Below are 22846 nucleotides of genomic sequence, written 5' to 3'. Positions count from 1 at the left end.
ATAGATAACGGCGATCTGTGGTCATGACACATGCCCTAATTTTTCATTCCCTAATTTTTTAATCTAGGAAAGGTTTATGCAAAAGATATTTCGGGTGATGATCATCATTGCGATGCTAATCACCGCTTATCTGCTGATTTTGGCATGGCGAGATGATTATGCCGATGCACCAGCTGTAGACACGGCATCAGAAGCTGCAACGTCAGTGGGTGCTGATATTCCCTCTACGACTGGCGCAGCAGGTGATATTCCGGTACAGACGGTGGATAACGTGACAGCCGATAACGGCATTGTGACGGCTACCCCTGCGAAAGATGCTGGGCTGATCACAGTCACCACTGATCGCTATGATATAAAAATCAATCCAGAAGGCGGTGATATCGTTTATGCTGCGCTTAAGCAGTATAACGCGACGCTCGATAGCGAGACGCCTTTTGTACTGTTAGAAAATAATAGTAATCGCGTCTATGTGGCTCAGTCTGGCCTGATTGGTCAAGATGGTATTGACACCGCAGAAGGTCGTGCCAATTACAGTCATACTGCTAATAATTACGTCATGGAAAAAGGGCAGCAAACGTTATCTGTACCGCTTACTTATAAAAAAGACGGCGTGACGATTACTAAGACCTTTACCTTTACGCAAGACAAATATCCGATTGATATCAGTTATCAAATTCAAAATGCCTCTGCCGCTGCTTGGCAAGGGCAGATGTTTGCTCAGTTAAAACGTGATGATAGTAAAGATCCTGGCATGTCTGACAAAGGCGCGCTAAGCATGGCGACGTATTTGGGCGGCGCTTGGGGCACCCCTGATGATCCTTACAATAAGCTGAAATTTGGTAACTTTAGTGATGGTGAGTTGACTACGACCAGTGATAAAGGTTGGGTTGGCATCGTGCAGCATTATTTTGTCTCTGCATGGACGCCTGAAAACTTCACGGGTAAGTTCTTCAGTCGTGAAACGGCTGATGAGTACTTTATCGGCTTCAACAGTCAGCCAGTCAATGTTGCACCAAACAAGCAAGTGACGTTAAATGCAACGCTATATGCTGGGCCAAAGGTACAGTCTGAGCTCAAAGATGTGGCAGTTGGTTTGAACAAAACTGTCGATTATGGCTTGCTATGGCCAATATCAAAAATCTTGTTTGCTATCTTGGAAGGCATTCATAAAGTCATTGGTAACTGGGGTTGGTCAATTATTCTACTGACTGTCTTGGTTAAAATTGCGCTGATGTGGTTCTCAAACAAGAGCTACTACTCAATGGCGAAGATGCGTGCCATTGCACCAAGACTCAAAGTGCTCAAAGAAGAGCACGGCGATGATCGTATGAAAATGTCGCAAGAGATGATGGCGATTTATAAAGAAGAGAAAGTCAATCCGATGGCGGGTTGTTTGCCTATCTTAATGCAAATGCCGATTTTCTTAGCGTTATATTGGGTACTGGTTGAAAGTGTTGAGTTGCGTCATGCACCGTGGATCTTATGGATTCAGGATTTATCAGCGATGGATCCATGGTTTATATTACCATTGCTCATGGGTGCGTCGATGTTTATACAGCAGCAGCTAAACCCGCAGCCCGCTGATCCGATGCAAGCCAAGGTAATGAAGTTTTTACCGATTATTTTTACCGCTTTCATGCTGTTCTTCCCAGCAGGTCTGGTTCTATACTGGACGGTGAACAACTTGTTTAGTATGACTCAGCAATATATTGTGAATAAAAAAGTCGACGAAGAGCAAAAGCGTCGTACCGTCAAGGTGCTTGATTAAGCAACAAGCAGTCTGCTTTATAATGAATAAAACCATCGCACAAGCGGTGGTTTTTTTATACGTCAAACCTAATGTTTGCTTATGTTGATACGTGTTAAAAAGCGCAAAATACCGCTATTTAAAGTTTGTTTTGTCAGCCTGCGCCGAGCCGTCTATAATGGAGTTTTTAGTTAATGAGAATAAGTGTGGATTCTGTCAAAGCGGCGTTAGCCCCAACTGATTCATCTGGATTGGCTACCATTGCCGCCATTGCTACACCGCTTGGGCGCGGGGGTGTTGGGGTTATTCGTCTGTCAGGCGCACGTGCCTATGCTATCGCTTGTCAGCTCACGGGTAAGTCGGCGTTTACCCCGCGTATGGCCAGCTTCTGCCGTTTTTATCAGGCTGATGGCACGACCATTGACGAAGGCTTGGTATTGTATTTTAAGGGCCCACATTCCTTTACTGGTGAAGATGTGATTGAGCTACAAGGGCATGGCGGCATGATTTTGCAAAATCAGTTACTCGCGCGCGTGTTCGAATTGGGTGCCAAACAAGCCAGTGCTGGCGAGTTTTCTTACCGCGCTTTTGATAACGATAAGCTGGATTTGGTACAGGCAGAGGCTATCGCTGATGCGATTGATGCGACCAGTGCTGCTGCCGCTAGTAGTGCCATACGCTCCTTGAGCGGTGAATTTTCACAAAAAATCAATGAATTGCTTGAGCAGCTTATTCATCTGCGTTTACATGTTGAAGCGGCGATTGATTTCCCCGACGAGGAAGATGTTGATTTTTTATCCGATGGTGTTATACAAGCCAATCTTGAGCAAACGCAGCAAAAAATACAGCAAGTCTTGGCGACCGCAAAACAAGGTCAGCTATTACGCGATGGTATCCATGTGGTATTGGCAGGCAGACCGAATGCAGGCAAATCAAGCTTGCTAAATCGTTTGGCAGGGCAAGAGCGCGCTATTGTGACTGACGTCGCTGGCACCACACGCGATACGCTACAAGAGACTGTGGTACTCAACGGCCTAACGCTACATTTAACCGATACGGCTGGTCTACGCGATACTGAAGACACGGTGGAACGTATTGGTATTGAGCGCGCGCGTACCGCGATTACGCAAGCTGATATGCTGATGATGGTCTATGACGTTACTCGTGACCTTGAAGAAGAGAGTACGCCATTACAGTTGGCTGAGCAGTTATTTGGCAAGCTCCCAGAGGCTAAGCGGCTATTAATCATTGCCAATAAAAGCGACTTATTAAATGATAATAGCGATAAAAAAACACTTTCTGCTTCACAGATCGAAATAAAGAATCGTGGTTATGAACAAGTCAATGTTTCATGTGAAACAGGCGCTGGTATCGATACATTGGTCGAAGCGTTGTGTGCTAAAGTGGGTTTCCATCCGCCCGAAAACAGTCTTATTGCCCGTACAAGGCACTTGGATGCACTCAGGCGCACGGCAAATTATTTGACAGAAGCGCACGAGCAGCTAACCGTCTTTCAAGCCGGTGAATTGGTGGCTGAAAGCTTACGTCAAGCTCAGCATAGTTTGGGTGAGATTACTGGTGAGTTCAGCGCTGATGATTTACTGGGTAAAATTTTTGGCAGTTTCTGTATTGGTAAATAGCTTTGTTAAGTCTTTTTCTATTGGAAAATAATGGTTAAAAAGTTTCATACATTCATCCTAATTAGCGCTTCAATATGGCTTTAATGTTGCCGCCTTTAATGTATTAAGACAAGGAAAATAGTATGCATTGCCCGTATTGTAATGCGTCAGAGACCAAAGTAATTGATTCACGGCTTGCAGCAGAAGGGGCGCAAGTGCGTCGCCGCCGTTCCTGTAATAGTTGCCAAGAGCGCTTTACCACGTTTGAGATGGTAGAGGTGGTGATGCCAAGAATTATCAAATCAAGCGGTAAGATTGAGCCTTACGATAACGAAAAGCTGCGCCGCTCTATACTCTTGCCGCTACAAAAACGTCCCATTACCATTGATGAGCAAGAGGCAATGATTAGTCGTATCGAAAAGCGTGTACGGCAAATGGGTGAGCGCGAAATTAGCAGCAAAGTCTTAGGTGAGATTATTATGAGCGAGCTTAAGACGCTCGATGACGTCGCTTATGTACGCTTTGCCAGTGTGTACCGTGATTTTCAAGATATCGATGCCTTTCACCAAGAAATTGCTAACATTCGTCCCAGCGAAAAAACGGACGACAATGTTAAGTAGCCTTTATTAGCTATTTTTTTATTAAGTGTGCCCTCTTTATGACGCTTTCAAACTATAAAATCTCAAATCATAAATTTTCAAACCATGAACAAGATGCCCAAGACCGCTATTTTATGATGCTTGCTATCGAGCAGGGTAAGCATGGTCTCTATACTACTAGGCCCAATCCGGCGGTAGGCTGTGTCATTGTTCAGGCAGAAGACATCGTTGGTCAAGGTTTTCATCCGAAAGCAGGGGAGCCTCATGCCGAGGTATTTGCGCTGAAAGAGGCTGGTACGCGAGCAGTAGGCGCAACCGCTTATGTGACACTGGAGCCGTGTAGTCATACAGGTCGTACGCCGCCTTGTGCGCTTGCGCTGATTGCTGCGGGTGTTAAGCGGGTAGTGATTGCAGGTTTAGATCCCAATCCACAAGTCGCTGGTCGTGGTGTGCGTTTACTAGAAGAGGCGGGCATCAACGTCACTATTGGTGTATTAACGCAGCAAGCAGAAGCCTTAAATCGCGGATTTTTGAAGGCGATGCGTACCCAGATGCCTTATGTACGGCTTAAAATAGCCACCAGTCTTGACGGTCGTACGGCGATGGCGACAGGGGAGTCGAAGTGGATTACAGGTGCCGCTGCTCGCGAGGATGTGCAAAAGCTACGTGCCCGCAGTGGCGCCATTATTACAGGTAGCGAAACCGTCATCGTTGATAATCCTCAATTAAATGTACGCTCAAACCAGTTAGGTATAGCGCTTGAGCAAGTTCCTGCTCCCAAGGTTGTCGTACTCGATAGGCGTCAGCGCTTAGCGCACAGCGTAGAGTCTGATTATCAGTTATGCCGTCGAGCGGATACGATTTATTGGCATGAGGATAACTTAACTGCGTTATTAAACAATTTAGTCAGCGAGCATCAGTGTTATGAAGTATTGGTTGAAGCTGGTGCTAGCGTAACAGGCAGTTTTTTGAGCCAGCAGTTGGTCGACGAGCTGGTTGTTTATCAAGCGCCTTGTTTATTAGGCGCACAGGCGCGCCCGATGGTTAACTTTAATCCGCTATCGTTAGCGCAGCAGCTGCGTTTTGATATCGACAGTTATGAACAAGTTGGTGCTGATCTTAAACTGACCTTATTGCCTTTATGAAATGAACACTTATAAACAGCTTGCTCACAGTCTGTACTAAATATGTGCTAAGTGTGGATAAGTTAGTAAATTCAGGTGATGTTTCACATGAAACTGTGTATAACTTTGTTTCACATGAAACCAAAAAGACCTTAATTTATATAGAATATATATTAAATCCTTTAAAATCAATTACTTATTATTAGTCTTTAAGTATTTACAGGTTTATTCTTAGACTTTGCTCTACTGTGGATAACTTAACAGAAAGCTAGGTTTTTAACGGTGTATGGGTTGATTTTTCATTACTTATCCACAACTTATCCCATAGTGTGCTTAAAATAAACGCATGTTTCACCAAAAGATAAAGGCAGACAAACGCCTTCTTAATACATACTAATACGTTGTCTATCGCGGCAATATAATAATGAGATGAGGTTGATATGTTTACCGGAATTATAGAAAGTGTCGGAAAGGTCAAATCCATGCAGCCTACAGGCGGTGACATACGCTTGACGATAGAGTCTGATGATTTAGACTTCAGTGATGTGAAACTGGGTGACTCTATTGCTTCTAATGGTATTTGTTTGACGGTTGTGGATTTTGGCAGCAATCATTACTCGGTTGATGTCTCACGTGAAACAATTGCGCATACAGCGTTAGAAGAGCTAAAACCAGGTCATATCGTCAACCTAGAAAAGGCGATGTTGCCCACCACCCGTTTTGGTGGTCATATTGTCGCCGGTCACGTCGATGGTGTCGGCGTCGTGTGTAAATTGCAAAAAGACGCGCGCTCTATCTATATTGAGATCGAAATACCGCAAGCGTTGGCGCATTATACAGCGACCAAAGGTTCGATTACGCTTGACGGTATTAGTCTCACGACGAATTTGGTACGCGACAATATCGTCTCTTTAAATATCATTCCGCATACCGCACAAGTTACCAATATTGCTCAGCATTGGTTGGTAGGCGATAAGGTTAATGTTGAAGTGGATATTGTCGCGCGCTATTTAGAGCGGTTGCTAACCAAGCCACAAACTGCAAGTGCGACAGCGCAAAATGCACCAAGTAACATCACTGAGACATTTTTAGCAGATAACGGCTTTATGAGATAGTAAGTGACATTTATCAATACATACTTTCTTTCTGGTTTAAATTGCAAGCCAATTTAAATCGCGAGTGTCAAAGATACCTATTAGGGCATGTCTTCATTTTGATAACGATGAAATGAGGGCACGCCCTAATCTTTAATAAGACTCTGTAATACCGATTGCAGCTTATTTTTATCGATAGGCTTGGTCAAAAATTCATCCATGCCTACCTCAAAGCAAGCATCGCGATCCTCTGCAGTATTATTCGCTGTCAACGCCACAATAGGAATATCATCCCCTTGCGCACGAATCGCTTGGGTCGCTTGTAAGCCATCCATCACCGGCATCCGGCAGTCCATCAAAATAAGAGCAATCTCTTCATGCTGCGCTTGCAGTTGACTCAACGCCTGCTGCCCATCTTCTGCGACCACGGTACGATAGCCAAGCTTGGTTAATATCTTACACGCTATTTTTTGATTGGTCGGACTGTCTTCTACCACCAAAATAAGCGGTGGCGCGGTCTCGTTGGTAGTTTTGTGGTCAGAAATATCTATGGTAGCGCCATCTACCTCGGTGACCAGCGCCCGACTCTCATTATCAAGATTATCATTATCAAGATTATCATTATCAAGATTATCATTATCAAGATTATCATTATTAAGATTATCGGTATCAAATTTGTCAGTATCAGTGCTTTGTGCGGTTACCAACGTCTGCCTGACTGGTAGTGTCAAACGCAGCAGCTCAGATAATAATAAAGCATTGTCTAGTGGCTTAGCCAAAAAACCATCGCATTGATCTAATAGCATAGAAGGAATGCGGCGCTCAGGCTTCATGCTCAATAGTGTCGTTGGTAGCGAGATATTAGCCAATAAGCGGCTCAAGCTCTTGCGTCTACTATCATTGATGTTTTTATCGTCCCCTGCTGCTGGCTTAGGGAATACGATTGCGTTGCTCTCATAATATTCATAATCTAACAGCAGAACGGGTGCCAGTGTTTGCCCATCTTTTGCGAGCTGTTTTGTTAACTGCTTAATAGTTGCACTATTGATAGTGGTATAAATAGAAGCTGGTATAGATAAGTAGTCACATAAACGTTGCAAATGCTCAGCACCAAGCGTTTGATTGACTACTGCAATCAGATGGACTTTGGTCAATTGCTCATTAAGGTGATAGACCGGCTGATAACTTGGACGACGACAAGGCAAATACAAATTGATGGTGCTACAGTCATTATCCGAGCTATTTGACTCAAGGAAGCCGCCCAATAATTGCGCAAAAGTATTGGCTTTGGTGTGTGCAAGATTTGCCTGCACAAGCGGTTGCTGTATTTGGTCATTAGCTGCAACATCAGTTTGCTTAACGTAAGTAAGCGGCGGTGTTTGTTTGCGCGAAGTGTTATCTACAGCTGTATGTTGCAGGCTAAACCTTACCCAGTTATGCGGGTTTTTTGCTGTCATGTCGTCATTGGTAACCAGTACACTGTCATTGACGCTTAGTGGTAAAGCTGCGTCAGCAAAGGCTTCGATCGTTAGGGAAACAGAGCCTGCAAGAGTAGAGGTGATGGCGTTATCCAGTAAGCTCAGTAAGACTTGGCAAAGGCGTTTGCGATCAGTGTCAATATGGCGCGGACAGTCAGGATCAAAAAAATAAAGCAGCTCAAGCCCTTGGCGCCGTGCATCCTCTATGACTAAGTCATTGATGTGTTGTCCCAGTTTATAGATATCAACAGATTCAATCTTAAGGTGCGTTTTTTTGACGTCAATCTCTTCCATGCCCAGCATGTCATTAAGACTCGTCAACATCGCGTCGCTCGACCTCGTTAACGTCTGTAATACAGTATGCTGCTGGATAGAAAAAGTATCAGTATTGACGGCTTCAAGGGTGTCGATTATCGTCTCTAGTGGTTGATGCAGCTCGTGATATATCGCGGGTTTAAGCTCACTAAGTTCATCAATCTTGCCTTGTAGCTGTTGATTTTTTTGCTGCAACTGAGTGTTCTGATTGACAAGCTCATTGACATTATTTAGTAGCACGGTAAAGCCATGTACTTGTCCATGTTCGCCAAACCATGGGGTAATATGCAATTGATAGGCTTGCTGGTTCTCTATACCGCGAACGTTTAGAGTGCGGGTAACGCGCAAGCTAGAGAGTTTTTGGAGCAGGAGCTGAACCGATTCATCGTCAGCTGAGACAAAATCTGTTAATTGGTAGGTGGTATCACTTTGGAATGATGTATCAAATACTCGCTCAAAACGTTGATTAAAAAAGCTAATCTGCCCGTGACGCATAATCATGACCATCGGCAACGGCGCTTGCTCAACCAAACGCTCAAGACGATGTTGCAAGGTTTGTATACGTCGATGGTTACTATGAAGTTGGTAACTGATACGACTGAGCGCGTGACCTAGACGCAAAAACTCAGACGTCGATTTTTTGTCAACAAACGGCGGTGGCAAATAAGCATCCTTTGCTTTGGCACTTAAATTATCGGTATAAACTATCAGTTGTTGCCAGTTAGTCTGGCGATTTAATGTATAAAGTAACGCCATAATAAAGAACATGATCGCCGTCATTAGCGGTAGCCAGTAGCGATAGGAGATCCAGTCTATTTCAAGGGGTTTATGGCGCAATATGATATAGAGCTTATGACCACTCTCAAGTTCAATCGTTCCTGTTAAGTTGCGAGGGTTGAGCGTATAGGCGCCGTAGTTGTTGCTATCAGAGGGCAATGAGGTAATGACATTAGGAAAGGTGACGGTGGGAAATGCACGCTCATTAGGACGGACATAACGATGGATATGAGTCTGCCCTGATGGCATCATAAAAATGATCTGATAACTAATGCCTGCAAAAGACGGCTCGCTCAGTATTTCTTGGATTTCAGAGTTTAGGGGCTGCGCGTGTTCAGTAACGGCATGCTGCAATGTTTCAAAGGTATCTATACTCCGCTGCTTATTGTCTGTCTTAATATCGTCAAACAACGCAAAGTAGTACAGTGACAACATGGTCAATAGTGTCAACGTATAAAAGAGCAGTAAGCGCTGTAAAGACTGAAACTGTTGCATAAAAGCATGACCCTAAGTCGACAATAAGTCGGCATGATGGCAGATCGTAAAATAATGATAAATCTGACAGGTTTGCGTGCTCTGGCTTATTTATGAATAAGTAGCTGAGCTTTTTACTATTATAAAGATAAATAGTGTCATTAGTAACGCTGGATTGTCACTATTACAATCATGGCACAACGTCGTAAACTCACCTATAATGGACGAATTAATCATACATAATGCACCACTATGACCACAATTGCTTCCACCTCTGATTTGTCTACAAATTCTACCCAGCCGCAACAGACATCTACGCTTGCTGAGCAGCAGCGTATCGCTCCCTTAAGAGTGATATTCGCGGGTACGCCTGAGTTTGCTGCTGTCAGCCTTGAGTCGCTTATCAACCAGCAGGACACACTTAATATAGAGATTGTCGCGGTCTATACACAGCCTGATCGCAAAGCAGGTCGCGGGCAAAAGCTATCAGCGTCTGCGGTCAAGCAAGTTGCTTTGGCCAATGATATTGTGGTTGAACAACCAGCTACCTTTAAAAAATCTAGCACCGAAGGCATGGCTGCGCGTCAGACTTTGCGCACTTATCAGCCAGATATCATGATTGTTGCGGCTTATGGTCTGATATTGCCGATTGGTGTATTGACCACGCCTACTTATGGTTGTCTAAATATTCATGCCTCATTGTTGCCACGCTGGCGCGGTGCAGCGCCTATTCATCGTGCTTTATTGGCGGGCGATTCTGAGACCGGCATTACCATTATGCAAATGGATAAAGGTTTGGATACTGGCGATATGATCTACAAAGTCAGCGCTCCTATTAATGCTGATGATACCGCCACGAGCCTGCATGATAAGATGGCTGAACTGGGCGCGGCAGCTATTAGTACCGTGCTACAAGACTTGGTACCTTATCAAGCGCAAGCCGTAGCTCAAGATGACAGTAAAGCCAATTACGCCGAAAAACTGGTCAAAACCGAAGGCGAAATCGACTGGACGCAATCCGCCACGGAGATTGAACGCCAAATTCGTGGCCTGACGCCATGGCCGGGCGCTTATACTTTTTTGGTAGGTCAGCGGGTCAAAATATTGGCCAGTTTGCCTGTGAATGCATCGCAGCAAACCAATGAGCCTGCTGGTACTGTGGTGAGCGTTGGCCGCAAAGCGATTCTAGTCGCTTGTGGTAAAGAGAGTGAAGCTGAATCATCAGCCGCCACTTTAGCCATCACCGACTTACAGTTTGCGGGTGGTAAGCCGATGACCGCCGAGCAAATTTGCCATGGCAACCAATTAAATGATGGTGACCAGTTCACTAAAGAATCAAACTAATTTTTACTTATATTTAACCTACTTGCACAAGGCGCTATCGATTAGGCGTCAAGGAAATCAAATTTAATGAGACAAACCAGCACTGCGCCAAGAAACAACAAGCTCAAACCGTCAAGCAACCTTATAATGAATGGCAGCGTGCGCGTACGCGTGATCCGCACTTTACTGGCTATTCAAAACGGTCAGTCGCTCTCAAGCGTCCTTGATCCATTATTGAATAGTTTGCATGATGGTGACAAAGGCTTTGCTCATGCATTGCTGCTCACGACATTGCGCCAGTGGCATGCGTTGGCACGTTTGCTCGATACTTTAGCAGACAACCCTATTGATGAGGTTGAGGTGCGTACCACCATTCAAGTAGGCTTAGTACAGTTGCTGTATTTAGAGGTGGCTGACCATGCGGCGATTCATGAAACTGTTGAGGCTGCAAAGGAAATTGAGTTTGCTCATTCTACTGGTTTGGTGAATGCTATTTTGCGCAAAGTCGCCAAGAATCCAAGCAAATTCCGTAAGAAGTGCGATAAAAAACACAGCCTACCGAATTGGCTCGCTTATCAGCTTAAGCAAGATTGGAGCGAGCAGTATGATGAGCTGACCCAAGGCTTGCGCCAGCCAGCACCGATGTTTTTACGAGTGAACTCGGCGGTTACTTCGGTAGAGGATTATCAGCATGCGTTGGATGGGGCAGAAATTGATGCAGACATCGTTGAGCTAACGACTGGTTTTAAGGTAGCGAGCTCGTCAGAGTCTGCCGCTGCTACAACGCTATCAACCAAAGGTCTCCGGCTACATCAAAGCACTGCCGTTAACGCTTTGCCTGAGTTTGCTTTAGGGGTTGCTAGCGTACAAGACATGCATGCGCAACTTGCTGCACCGATTATTAATCAAGCATTGATGGCTAAGCTTAGTGCTGAAAAATCTAATACGAAAAATACGAATAATGAGATACATATTCTAGATGCTTGTGCGGCACCTGGTGGTAAATTGGCTCACTGGTTAGAGCTTATAAGTTCTAAGAACGAGTCATCATTGTTTCACGTGAAACGAGATAATGCTGAAACGTCGTCTGCGACTGCTGATATCAAAGTAACAGCTATCGATAACGAAGCACCACGTATTGAGCGTATTCGTGAGAATTTACAGCGCTTAAATCTAAGTCAGCACGATTTGCAGCAAGCAGAGAAAAGTGTCGCACTCAATATCGTCTGTGCGGATGCGACCAGATGGCAGCATGGAAAAAACAAAAAAGCGGCTACCAATGAACCCGTCTTTGATGCAATATTACTCGATTCCCCTTGTACCGCGACTGGTGTGATTCGTCGCCATCCTGATATCAGTATCCTTCGTACCGAAGAAGACATCGAGCAAACGGCACTGTTGCAAGCAGACATCTTGCACAATCTATGGCCACAACTCAAAGCTGGTGGTTATCTGCTGTATGTGACCTGTTCTATCTTAAAGCAAGAAAACGTCGAGCAAATGCAGGACTTTATCACGCATCATAATGATGCAGTAGCGATTGAGTTTACCGACGATTGCAGTTGGGGTATCGAACAAGCAATTGGTCGTCAATGCTTGCCGATTGATAGCGCGAGTGGCGATGGTTTCTATTATGCGTTGCTTCATAAGACAATGGCATAAAACTGCTGAATAAACCGTTTTAAATATTGAATAACCTCATTATAGACAGGACAATCTAATGAAATATATCAGTACCCGTGGTCAGACAGCGCCGATGGATTTTAGTGATGTGCTATTGATGGGGCTTGCGCCAGATGGTGGTTTGATGCTGCCTGAGCACTATCCAAACATTGATAGTACGACCCTTGATGAGTGGCGCACGCTCAGCTATCCACAGCTTGCCATGGCGATTATGCAGCGCTTTGCCACTGATATTCCTGCCGCTGATTTGCAAGATATCATTGAGCGTACTTATACCGCTGAGGTATTTGGTTCTGATGAGATTGTCCCTGTGCGTAAGCTTGAAGATAATTTATATATTTTAGGATTATCGAACGGTCCGACATTGGCATTTAAAGATGTGGCGATGCAGTTCTTGGGCAATGCCTTTGAATACGTACTCAAAAGAAAAGACGCGCGTATTACCATCATTGGTGCGACCAGTGGTGACACGGGCAGCGCAGCAGAATATGCGCTACGTGGTAAAGACAATATCGAAGTCTTTATGCTGTCACCGCACGGCAAAATGAGCGAATTCCAGCGTGCGCAAATGTATAGTCTGACCGATGATAACATCCATAATATTGCCATCGATGGCATGTTTGATGATTGCCAAGATATCGTCAAGGCATTGCAGCAAGATGCCGAATTTAAAGCGGCTTATAACCTCGGTACCGTTAACTCTATCAACTGGGGTCGTATCCTTGCGCAAATCGTTTATTACTTTAAAGCCTATTTTGCCGTTACTACGAGCAACGATGAAAAAATCAGCTTTAGTGTACCATCTGGTAACTTTGGTAATATCTGTGCCGGTCATATCGCCCGAGAAATGGGACTGCCCGTTGACCGTCTAATCGTCGCGACCAATGAAAACGACGTACTAAACGACTTCTTTAATCAAGGTGCTTACCAGCCGCGTCCGACGGAAAAAACTTACGTCACCTCTAGTCCGTCAATGGATATCTCTAAAGCTTCTAACTTTGAGCGCTTTGTTTATCTGCTACTCGACAAAGACAGCGCTCGCGTTCATGAGCTATTTGAGGGGGTGAAATCCGGCCAAGGATTTGATTTGTCTGATTTGATGGAAGCAGTCAACAGCCGTTACGGTTTTGCTGCTGGCAAGTCGACCCATAGCGACCGCCTGCAAACCATTAAAGCGCTTTATGAGCAGCATGGTGAGCTAGTTGATCCGCATACAGCTGACGGTATCAAGGTTGCTAAAGAGCTACAGTTAGAGGGTGAAATCATTGTCTGTGCGGAGACAGCGTTACCCGTCAAATTTGCTGACACAATCGTTGAAGCGATTGGGCCAATAGACATTGCTCGGCCAGCGCATACCGAAGGCTTGGAGAGCTTACCACAGCACGTGGTGGTGCTGGATAACAACGCTGAGCTGGTCGCTGAGCAAATTCGTCAACATGTGACGCCAAATCCAGCCTGAATTAATGCTGGACTTGTTATTAGCTTTGTTTAACCATTAAACAAGCGTCCACATAAAAGTTACGCCATTGTAATAAAGTGTTTATGATTGTGTTATGGTAGATATAATTGTAATATTAGAAACAGCGTCGGCGACTCATCATTTTGCTAGACGCTTTTTTAGCAATCCCACCAGCCAATTACACTGAACAGCTGCCCTATAGGCGTTATGATAACCGTACTGTTAAGCCCTTTTATGCTTGTCATTAATTTTAATAATGCTCAAGGCTTAAGATTAAATAAAGGGTCTAAATGGTATTAATTGTGGCGACAACAGCGGTACATATTGTGGATATAACAATGAAGATGAGCTTAAAAACGATAGCAAAAGCACTGTTGATCACGACATTTAGTAGTGCCATGCTGATGACCACTGCCCACGCTAACAATCCACCACCAACCATCAAAGCAGATGCGCCCAATCGTTATATTGTCAAAAAAGGCGATACCTTATGGGACATTTCAGGACGCTATTTAGACAGTCCATGGCGCTGGAAAGAGATTTGGGCAACCAATAAGCAAATCAAAAACCCTAACCTTATTTATCCTAACGATATTCTTATTCTGTGCGTGATACAAGGTAAGACTTTAGTTGGTGTGGATACAGGTGAAGGCTGTGCTGGTATTGAAAAACAATTAACCGGCACATCAGTCACCACCTCCGTATCAGTCACGTCGACGGCCAATAGCATTCCGCCTATTCCATGGTCTGCGATCCAGCATTGGCTGGATAAAACGATCATTGTTAATCCAGCAGATTTTAATACCACGCCTTATATATTAGCGTCTAAAAAAGGTAACTTAATCACGGCAAGCGGTGACAAAGTTTATGCCAAAGGCGTCTCACTTATCGTTGGACAGCGTTATGGCATCTACCGTGAAGGCGAGATGTATGTTGAGCCAAAAACTCAGCAAGTCATCGGACTTGAAGTCACCCAAGTAGCGACTGGATTGGTTACGTCTACAGAAAGTAATGGCGTCACAAGCTTGCAGCTTACCGACAGCTACGGCAAAGAAGTCCGTGAAGGTGATCGCGTTTTTGTTGAGCTGAACAACTCTATCCCGCCCGTATTTTACCCAACGCCTGCAACCGTTAGCCGTGGCGGTATGATTGTTCGTGTCATGGACTCAATCAGTTCTGCGGCGAAGGGTAGTGTGGTCGCGATTAATTTGGGTCACACTGATGGTGCCAAACCCGGTGATGTATTGACTGTCTATCAAAAAGGGGCGTTGGTACGCGATACCAAAGATAATGATGCCTCTGTACGCTTGCCCAGTGAGCAGAGCGGCATGGTGATGGTGTTCAATACTTTTGATAATATTAGCTACGCCTATGTGCTTGATTCTGAGCTACCGCTCAACGTGGGTGATCAGCTACTACCACCCCCTTATCTATAAGCCAGACTTCTTAAGTCAGTTGAATCCGTAAATGCGAGTCAGACTATTATGACGGCAGTTTCTCCAATGTTATCCGACGAGCAGCGCGCAATATTGGCGCTGTGGACTGAGGTGAACGCGTCATTATCGGCTTATCATAAGCTTATGACTTCTTTTGGGGTAGCAGAGCTTGCTTGGCAAGCCAAAGTAGACGCTTGGCGGCAATTGGGTATTCATCATACGCATCTTGCCCGCCATGAACAGCCAGCGCAAACACAAGCCAGTATCGATAAAATTCAGCAAGCGCTCATCGAGGGGCGCTACGGTCTGCTATTTGCCGACCAGCCTGATTATCCCGCCCAACTCCTACAAATATACGATCCGCCGCCGCTGTTGTTTTATCGTGGCCAGCGCGCGCGTTTGCAGCAAGCACAAATTGCCATCGTCGGCAGTCGCAAACCCACCGCCCATGCGCAAAAAATTACTTTTGATATGGCACAATATTTAGCACAGGCAGGGTATATCATCACTAGCGGTCTGGCCATGGGTGTGGATAAGCGCGCCCATTTAGGAGCACTGGCGCAGACAGATGCTGATTATCAAGGTCGAACCATTGGGGTGATGGGCACTGGTATTGAAGTGTATTATCCCAATCATCATGATAAATTATTTGCGCAAATTATCGAGCAAGGTGGCTGTATTATCAGTGAGCTGTTGCCGGATACGCCGCCGCACAAGCATACGTTTCCACGGCGCAATCGCTTGGTGGCAGGTCTCAGCTTAGCCACTATTGTCACCGAAGCGACTATCCAAAGTGGTTCGTTGATTACTGCGCGCCTAACCTCAGAGCAGGGCAAGCAAGTCTTTGCGATTCCCAGTCATATTGATAATAGCAATGCTGAGGGCTGCCACCATCTGATACGTGAAGGCGCGACGTTGATTTATCATCCTCAGCAAGTCATTGAGGACGTCAATGGTCAGCTGGCTTATGGCAATAATGGCTATCGACCAACAGCACAGACGACCAACTCAAACCATAAGCCCTCGACTAACGGTCAGTCTGCTAATGCTGCAGAGACAGATTCTGTGCCAGCGGTGAGCCAACCGATACCGTCTAATATCAAATCTCCTAAAAGCGCTATCGTCGCCCCTGAGCATTTAACGCTGGTTTATGAGCAGCTTGATTGGCATGGACAAGATTTAGATGCGTTGTTAGTCAGTACCAAGCTTACGCCACCGCAGCTGATCGGACAATTGATGGAGCTTGAGTTACTAGGCGTCATCAGCGTGCAAGGTGGGCGTTATTTACGCGTATAGGCTATTTGGGTGTTTACAACGATAGCTATGCTTTGATATTTCTAATGGTGCTAAGGTCAGCCCAATTTTATAAATATTTAAATGTCGCTCACTTAGTCAGCTTCTCTCCTATGTTATTATTAATGCTTAAACTCCTACCTTTTCGAAGCCTTCAAGTCATGAAAAAATCCGCATCCTTTACTACTGATTCTGTCGTTCAAGCTGCCAAGTGGCTAAAAGAAGGACAGTTACTTGCTTATCCAACCGAAAGCGTTTGGGGGATAGGTTGTGATGCTTATGATAAGGCAGCCGTGCAGCGTATTTTGGATATCAAGCAGCGCCCAAAAGCTAAAGGTATGATTGTCGTTACTGACAGTGCTGAGCGTTTAGCGCCCTTATTAGATACTTTAGAAGACAGTCAGCGCCAACAAATCATTAATAGCTGGCAGACGGATAGTGACAATATAAAGCTACAATGCAAACAAGCGCACACTTGGTTGTTACCCATTCCGCAGGCGCTGATTACTACTATTCCTCCTTGGATAACCGGGCAGCATCGGACAGTTGCGGTCAGAGTTATCGCTCACCCCATTATCCGTCAGCTATGCCAGCAGTTGGTCAGCGCGCATAATCCCTTTGGACTGTTGGTTTCTACAAGCTGCAATCCATCAGGGCAACCGCCTGCTATGACTCTTACGGATGCTTATGGGTATTTTGACGAGCAAATCCGCTACTTACAGGCGGAGACGTTAGGCTATACCTTACCCAGTCAAATACGTGATGCAATCACAGGTTTAATCGTCCGTTAGAGCATGGCAATCAAGCAATAGATATTACTCTCTGATTTCATTATTGACAGAAATAAAAGAATGATGCAATATGAACTAAGAAATTAGCCAAACTATATGAAATATTAAGCGAATAAATACTATGAAACTAAATCCTGTGACCGAAAAATTTATCTTACATTGGGGTGAAATGGGCTCACAGTGGGGTGTCAATCGCACTATGTCACAGATTCATGCATTGCTTTATATCATCGGTAAGCCGCTCAATGCGGAAGAGATTACCGAGACGCTTGGCGTTGCGCGCTCTAATGTCTCAAACAGTATTAAAGAGCTACAAAACTGGGGGCTAGTACAGAAAGTATCGATATTGGGCGATCGTCGCGATCATTTTACGACTAATACCGACGTTTGGGAGTTGGCACGTATTATCGTCGTTGAGCGTCAAAAACGTGAGCTTGAGCCAACGGTGCAGTTCTTACAAGAACTTATGGACAGTCCTGAATTTGAGCATGAAAATAGCGAAGTAAAAGCGCGGATAAAGGATACCCAAGAGTTCGTCAACACGCTGACCACATGGTCGTCTGAGATGCTGAAGCTACCCACAAGTATCCTTAAAAAAGTCCTCAAATTGGGCGCTAGTATTAAAAAGGTTTTACGTTAATAGTAAGCTGTGTGATCTAAAATAAAAAATTTAAGTAACTATTTCTGTTTAGACAGAAATTTATGTAATAGATATAAAGTCCAGCTAAGTTTAAGTGATACGAGTTTCAATAAAAATATCAATGACAAATGGATGTGTAAAATGACAGTCAATCAAACACACGCTAATAAAGAGCAAGTCATTAAAAAGGCTATTGCTTCAATCGAGTGGCAAGACTTGCGTCAGTTAACGCGCGGTCAAATCGCTTACAATGTTATTTTGCCATATCCGTTCTTACTACTGTCTTGGTGGTTCGCCAGCCAATCATGGTATGTACTGGCATGCGGCGCTTCTTATTTGTTTTTTGCTGCTGCATTCCGTCAAGCGCACGATGGCTATCATCATAGTTTGGGGACAGGTAAGCGTACGACCACTGCCATATTATTATTGCTTAGCGTACTATTAATGACCAGCTTGCACAGCATTCGAGCCACTCACATGGCACATCATCGTGATCCGCTGGGCGATAGTGATATTGAAGGCAGTCTGGCAAATGTGTCATGGTGGCAAGCACTGCTCGGCGGGATAACTTATCGGCTCGCTATCTATCGGCAAGGACTGCGTTTAAGCAGCCGTCGCAATCAAAGCTTGGCTTGGCTAGAATTTGGCTTGATTGCTTTAGTCGTCTTGGTTGCCCTCGTACTGACCGTATTTACTGTCGCTGTTCCTGCTCTGACCATGTTAGCGCAAGTATTGATGTACCACATACTGACCATGATGTTGGCCAATGCTAGCGTTGGTATCATTGCTGTGTGGGGCGTGCACCATGATTGTGATGAGACAATCGCTCGCACCGAGCGTAATCCAGTGATCAATTTACTAACTTTTAACCTGTTATATCACGCAGAGCATCATTTTTTCCCTGCTGTACCATCCAACCATTTACCTGAATTAGCCAAGCGTTTAGATGAGGCAGCATCACACTTGACCAAAGCGCATGTATTGCCAAATACTGCTGTTGCGATGGACTTTATTAATCATCGTTGGAACAAATTAAAGAATAAATCTCAAAATAATAATGATAGTGAGTGTCCTATTCGTAAACGTTTTGCTTAATCAGTAGACTAAATGAAATCAAGATACTTATTACTTATCCACCCATTATCCACAGTAATTTCACTGGCTTTGCCAACGTCGTATTTATACTCAATTAACGACCAATGTTAATAGGATAAATATCATGAAAACGAATAACAATGTAGGTGCTTACCCTTACTTATCAGTGATTATTTTGTTTGCAGGGCTTGGTAGTATGGTTGGTGGAGTGATTGCAGAGCTAGGTTTGTTATTCATTTTTAGGAATGCGGATTTTGCGCAGATTGGTTATCAGCCATTGCTATATGTTGGTCTGCTTGGTTTTATTCCTGCTTTATTGACGGGTATTCTTGTCGCTTATAAGAATATATGGCGCGGTGATCATAAGAGTCTACGCACGACATTTTTGATTGGGTTTATAACGTCAGCAGGTTATATGGGCGCAATCATCCTATATTTAGGCATAAACTCATTGATAGAGGTTGGGGTGCTACTGGCCTTTATGATTGGTATAGGACTATTTGGCGCTATCAATGCAGCTATCGCTGGCTGTATTGCTTTACCAAAAGCATGTAAAAGTCGTTTTGATATAAAAGTTAAAAAAGAAGACGATGACTATAGCGAATTAAGTTTTACTAAACGATAAGCAAAAAATATAGGGAATAGGACATGAATATTTTAATCAGTGGTGGCTCAGGATTTTTAGGCAGTGCCTTTAGTAATGAGATTATGGCGCGTTACCGTGCCCAAAATAAAGCGCTGCACATTACTTGGCTGACGCGTGATAGCAGCCAAGCCCATCCGAATGATATCGACATGATGACTTATGATGAGCTGGCGAGCTCAGATAAAAGCTTTGAGGTTGTTTTAAACCTAGCAGGGGCAGGTATCGCTGACTCGCGCTGGAGCGATGCGCGCAAAGAGCAATTGCTCGCCAGCCGTATTAAGCCTACCGAATCTCTATTGGCATTTATTAAGCGTACCAGTATTAAACCCAAGCTAATGGTCAACGGTTCAGCGATTGGTTGGTATGGGACTCAAGGTGACAAACCTCTTACCGAAAGCAGTGGTTTTGAAACCGATTTTGCTCATCGATTATGTGATGAATGGGAGCAACTGGCGTTGACAGCAAACGATTATGGCGTGTCTGTGGCTATCGTGCGTACTGGTGTTGTCATTCATCCTAAAGGCGGCATGCTCGGTAAACTATTAACCCCGTTTAAGATGGGCGTCGGTGGACAATTGGGTGATGGTCAGCAAATCATGAGTTGGGTCAGCCGTGAGGACTGGGTAGGGGCAGCGATATTTATCATTGAGAAGCATCTAGCTGATGATGTGAGCACTCAAGCCATGCATGAAAACACCCAACAGACTACAAATGACACAACAGCGGTTGTGTACAACTTAACCGCACCCAATCCCGTGAACAATCATACTTTCACCAAAACACTGGGGTCATGGTTACACCGTCCGACATTCTTTACCCTACCGAATTTCTTACTTAAGCTGATGTTTGGTGAGATGTCGACGCTACTAATAGATGGGCAAAAAGTATTACCGCAAGCGTTATTAGATGCAGGGTATGAGTTCCAGCAGCCGACACTTAAACAAGCATTAGAACAGCAGAAGTCGTAAGTGAGTGGCATGTTTCATGTGAAACAGTATTATTAATTATATGATATGTTGTTTCATGTGAAACAACATAGAGGTTTTTATGAGTGATATTGAGTTTAGTACAGTCAAAACACCTAGCTATCCTAAAGGTAAAGTAATAAATCAATATGCACAATTTGGCGGGGCACTGGGTGGGATATTTCTATGGTTAAGCGTAGCAGTACCTGATGTCTTGTTTAATGACTATAATTTTGGTGGTTCCGAAATATTCAATATTACTAACGCCTATTTTATCACTGTATTTAATATAGTTTGGCTGCTAGGGTTTGCGCTGATTTTCTATATAATTTTTGGATTTATATTAGGACTGTTATCTTCATTATTTACAGGCTGGATTCTTGCGCAAGTAAATGCTCACTGTAATTATAAAGGCCTTCTTATCTCTTTAATTACGGGTGGTTTTATGGGCTTTGCCTTTCTATCTTTACTAGAGCTACCTCTTATTATGCAGGTTTTGACAGGTGGTATCAGCGCTGTGATTACGGGTCTTATCGCATTACCTAAATACAAATAAAATTTAAATAGTTATTTCACTTTTGACAGAAATAAAGTAAAATGAAATTATAATTACTAAACAAGTGGTTGCTTAATTTGAGTCGCTACTGCTTATCACAAAGCAAGGAGAACATCATGCGTCATCCTTCGTTAGCCAATATTGAATGGCAAGATTTGCGTCAGCTCAAGCCCACTGAGACGGTTTATAATATCTTTTTATCGTTACCATTTTTATTATTGTCATGGTGGAGCGCGTGGCAGGGATTTTGGCTACTTGCGCTGGCTGCAACGTTTTTCTTTTTTACCGCCGCACTTAGACAAGCCCATGATTGCTATCACCGTACTTTAGGTGTGAGTAAAGTCGCCACAAAGCTCATGCTATTTATGCTGAGTATCACTATGCTTTGTAGTACGCATGCCATTCGGCATACTCATCTTAATCATCATAGAGATCCGCTGGGAGAGAGTGACGTTGAGGGTAATTGGGCACGTCTGCCTTGGTATAAAGCGATATTAGGCGGCGGAATTTTTTCGATAGCGATTCAGTGGTTTGGCTTAACGCATGGTAGCCGCCGCAATCGTATTCTTGTTGCCCTTGATATGTTGCTTATTTTCGCAGTGATTGCCACCGCTTTTATCACGATGCATCCTATATTGATGTATCACGTATTGGTAATGATATTGGCCAATACGATGGTGGGGTTCTTTGCTGTATGGAGCGTCCATCATGGCTGTGATGAGATAGTATATGCCCGTAGTGAGCGTCATCCATTGATTAATTTACTGACTTTTAACTTGCTCTATCACATCGAACATCATCTGTTTCCAGCGGTGCCGACCAACCATTTACCGATGCTGGCCAAGCGTTTAGATGCTATTGCCCCGCAGTGGACGCAGCAGCCAGTAATTCCCTTTTTAGCCCCAGTCAATCAGTATCAAGAGTCTAGGGTGACTGAAAAATCCAATGCCCATTCGCATCACTTTGATGTTTAGCCATAGTCGGTTCAATATAATTTGGATACAAGGAAGGCGAGTGAAAGTACTACAAATAGTAGACTAAGCGAGCCTGACACCGTATCTGATTTATATAGGATTGACTATATCACTCAGAAAGGAGTCATAAGATGATTATTCAAAATCATATCAACAGTTATAGAGAGCAAGCACATTTATCCATCACCATGTACTACGACGATGCATGCGTCATATGTAGCACCGAGGCGCACAATATGCAAGTGCGTCAGCCGGAGAAGATACGCTTAGTTCCTGTGAAAGAGGGGCTTGATAATTTAGCCGCCGCAGGATTTAGCCGTGAGGATGCGATGACTTATATGTGTGTGCAAGACAGCTACGATAACTGGTATACGCACATGGATGCCGTACGACTGCTCTACAGAACGGGCGGCGTGAAATGGTCACCCTTGTTATTTTTGCCAGTGATCAAACAACTGGGTGACTTTGCTTATCCGTATGTCGCGCGCAATCGTTATAGAATTCCGAATTGGATGACCAAGTTGCTCTATGGCAAAGCGCTGATGCAAGCTTGTGACAATGGCGTCTGTAAAATAGCACCAGACAAACGTTAAAGGGCTTTTATTGGCCACTATTTAGTTTTGTGGCAATAGCACTTTAGAGGCAAAGCATATGAAGTTTTTGTGGAAAAAAAGACAATACATTCAGAGCATCCAGCTTTTGACGTAAGATAGCGTTATCTTTATCTGATTAGACCTTACTATGTGGTTCTTCATCGT

General features: G+C 44.2%; 19 protein-coding genes. 18 read left to right on the top strand and 1 reads right to left on the bottom strand.

What is annotated here, in order from left to right; genetic code table 11:
- The first annotated feature begins 76 nt into the window (after nt 1-76).
- The 5 genes from yidC (at nt 77) to AAEY79_RS09830 (ending at nt 6204) form a co-directional block, all read left to right on the top strand.
- Nucleotides 77-1768, top strand: a complete 1692-nt coding sequence (gene yidC, locus AAEY79_RS09850) for a membrane protein insertase YidC (protein WP_025651990.1) — start codon at nt 77-79, stop codon at nt 1766-1768.
- Between the two features lie 173 nt (nt 1769-1941).
- Nucleotides 1942-3387: a tRNA uridine-5-carboxymethylaminomethyl(34) synthesis GTPase MnmE gene (gene mnmE, locus AAEY79_RS09845; RefSeq protein ID WP_201567481.1), complete on the top strand. Its 1446-nt coding sequence runs from the start codon at nt 1942-1944 to the stop codon at nt 3385-3387.
- 122 nt (nt 3388-3509) lie between these two features.
- The gene (gene nrdR / locus AAEY79_RS09840) at nt 3510-3986 is read left to right on the top strand and encodes a transcriptional regulator NrdR (protein ID WP_025651988.1); all 477 of its coding nucleotides are present in this window, start codon (nt 3510-3512) and stop codon (nt 3984-3986) included.
- A gap of 38 nt (nt 3987-4024) precedes the next feature.
- Complete coding sequence (gene ribD, locus AAEY79_RS09835; RefSeq protein ID WP_352288174.1) at nt 4025-5110, top strand: bifunctional diaminohydroxyphosphoribosylaminopyrimidine deaminase/5-amino-6-(5-phosphoribosylamino)uracil reductase RibD; 1086 nt, start codon at nt 4025-4027, stop codon at nt 5108-5110.
- Between the two features lie 419 nt (nt 5111-5529).
- The gene (locus AAEY79_RS09830) at nt 5530-6204 is read left to right on the top strand and encodes a riboflavin synthase (protein ID WP_352288171.1); all 675 of its coding nucleotides are present in this window, start codon (nt 5530-5532) and stop codon (nt 6202-6204) included.
- A gap of 125 nt (nt 6205-6329) precedes the next feature.
- Here AAEY79_RS09830 and AAEY79_RS09825 read toward each other — a convergent pair whose 3' ends face one another.
- On the bottom strand, nt 6330-9248 hold the full coding sequence (locus AAEY79_RS09825) for a response regulator (protein ID WP_201567487.1): 2919 nt from the start codon (nt 9246-9248) through the stop codon (nt 6330-6332).
- A 231-nt stretch (nt 9249-9479) separates the two neighbouring features.
- Between AAEY79_RS09825 and fmt the strand changes: the two genes are divergently transcribed.
- The 13 genes from fmt (at nt 9480) to AAEY79_RS09760 (ending at nt 22681) form a co-directional block, all read left to right on the top strand.
- On the top strand, nt 9480-10571 hold the full coding sequence (gene fmt, locus AAEY79_RS09820; RefSeq protein ID WP_025651984.1) for a methionyl-tRNA formyltransferase: 1092 nt from the start codon (nt 9480-9482) through the stop codon (nt 10569-10571).
- 66 nt (nt 10572-10637) lie between these two features.
- Nucleotides 10638-12212: a transcription antitermination factor NusB gene (locus tag AAEY79_RS09815; protein ID WP_025651983.1), complete on the top strand. Its 1575-nt coding sequence runs from the start codon at nt 10638-10640 to the stop codon at nt 12210-12212.
- A gap of 58 nt (nt 12213-12270) precedes the next feature.
- Nucleotides 12271-13692 carry a threonine synthase gene (thrC, locus tag AAEY79_RS09810; protein WP_025651982.1) on the top strand — a complete coding sequence of 474 codons (1422 nt, stop codon included), beginning with the start codon at nt 12271-12273 and terminating at the stop codon, nt 13690-13692.
- A 338-nt stretch (nt 13693-14030) separates the two neighbouring features.
- Nucleotides 14031-15128 (top strand): LysM peptidoglycan-binding domain-containing protein, encoded by a 1098-nt coding sequence (locus AAEY79_RS09805; protein ID WP_350588207.1) that lies wholly within the window; start codon nt 14031-14033, stop codon nt 15126-15128.
- Nucleotides 15129-15176: 48 nt separating this feature from the next.
- Complete coding sequence (dprA, locus tag AAEY79_RS09800; protein WP_201577642.1) at nt 15177-16424, top strand: DNA-processing protein DprA; 1248 nt, start codon at nt 15177-15179, stop codon at nt 16422-16424.
- A gap of 158 nt (nt 16425-16582) precedes the next feature.
- Nucleotides 16583-17212, top strand: coding sequence for an L-threonylcarbamoyladenylate synthase (locus tag AAEY79_RS09795; RefSeq protein WP_025651979.1), 630 nt, complete (start codon nt 16583-16585; stop codon nt 17210-17212).
- Between the two features lie 121 nt (nt 17213-17333).
- Nucleotides 17334-17852: a GbsR/MarR family transcriptional regulator gene (locus AAEY79_RS09790; protein WP_025651978.1), complete on the top strand. Its 519-nt coding sequence runs from the start codon at nt 17334-17336 to the stop codon at nt 17850-17852.
- Between the two features lie 141 nt (nt 17853-17993).
- A complete protein-coding gene (locus tag AAEY79_RS09785; protein ID WP_201582697.1) occupies nt 17994-18947 on the top strand; it encodes a fatty acid desaturase in 954 nt (317 codons plus the stop codon).
- A gap of 124 nt (nt 18948-19071) precedes the next feature.
- Nucleotides 19072-19572, top strand: a complete 501-nt coding sequence (locus AAEY79_RS09780; RefSeq protein ID WP_201577131.1) for a hypothetical protein — start codon at nt 19072-19074, stop codon at nt 19570-19572.
- A gap of 23 nt (nt 19573-19595) precedes the next feature.
- Nucleotides 19596-20561, top strand: a complete 966-nt coding sequence (locus AAEY79_RS09775) for an epimerase (RefSeq protein WP_201566650.1) — start codon at nt 19596-19598, stop codon at nt 20559-20561.
- Nucleotides 20562-20640: 79 nt separating this feature from the next.
- Nucleotides 20641-21114, top strand: coding sequence for a hypothetical protein (locus AAEY79_RS09770; protein ID WP_025651973.1), 474 nt, complete (start codon nt 20641-20643; stop codon nt 21112-21114).
- A gap of 116 nt (nt 21115-21230) precedes the next feature.
- Nucleotides 21231-22088, top strand: a complete 858-nt coding sequence (locus AAEY79_RS09765) for a fatty acid desaturase (RefSeq protein ID WP_025651972.1) — start codon at nt 21231-21233, stop codon at nt 22086-22088.
- Between the two features lie 131 nt (nt 22089-22219).
- Nucleotides 22220-22681: a thiol-disulfide oxidoreductase DCC family protein gene (locus AAEY79_RS09760; RefSeq protein WP_201566652.1), complete on the top strand. Its 462-nt coding sequence runs from the start codon at nt 22220-22222 to the stop codon at nt 22679-22681.
- Nucleotides 22682-22846: the final 165 nt, after the last annotated feature.

Origin of the sequence: Psychrobacter sp. GW64-MNA-CIBAN-0177 (assembly GCF_040309585.1) — a bacterium.
GTDB lineage: Bacteria > Pseudomonadota > Gammaproteobacteria > Pseudomonadales > Moraxellaceae > Psychrobacter > Psychrobacter okhotskensis.
This window is presented reverse-complemented; position numbering and strand designations above follow the sequence as displayed.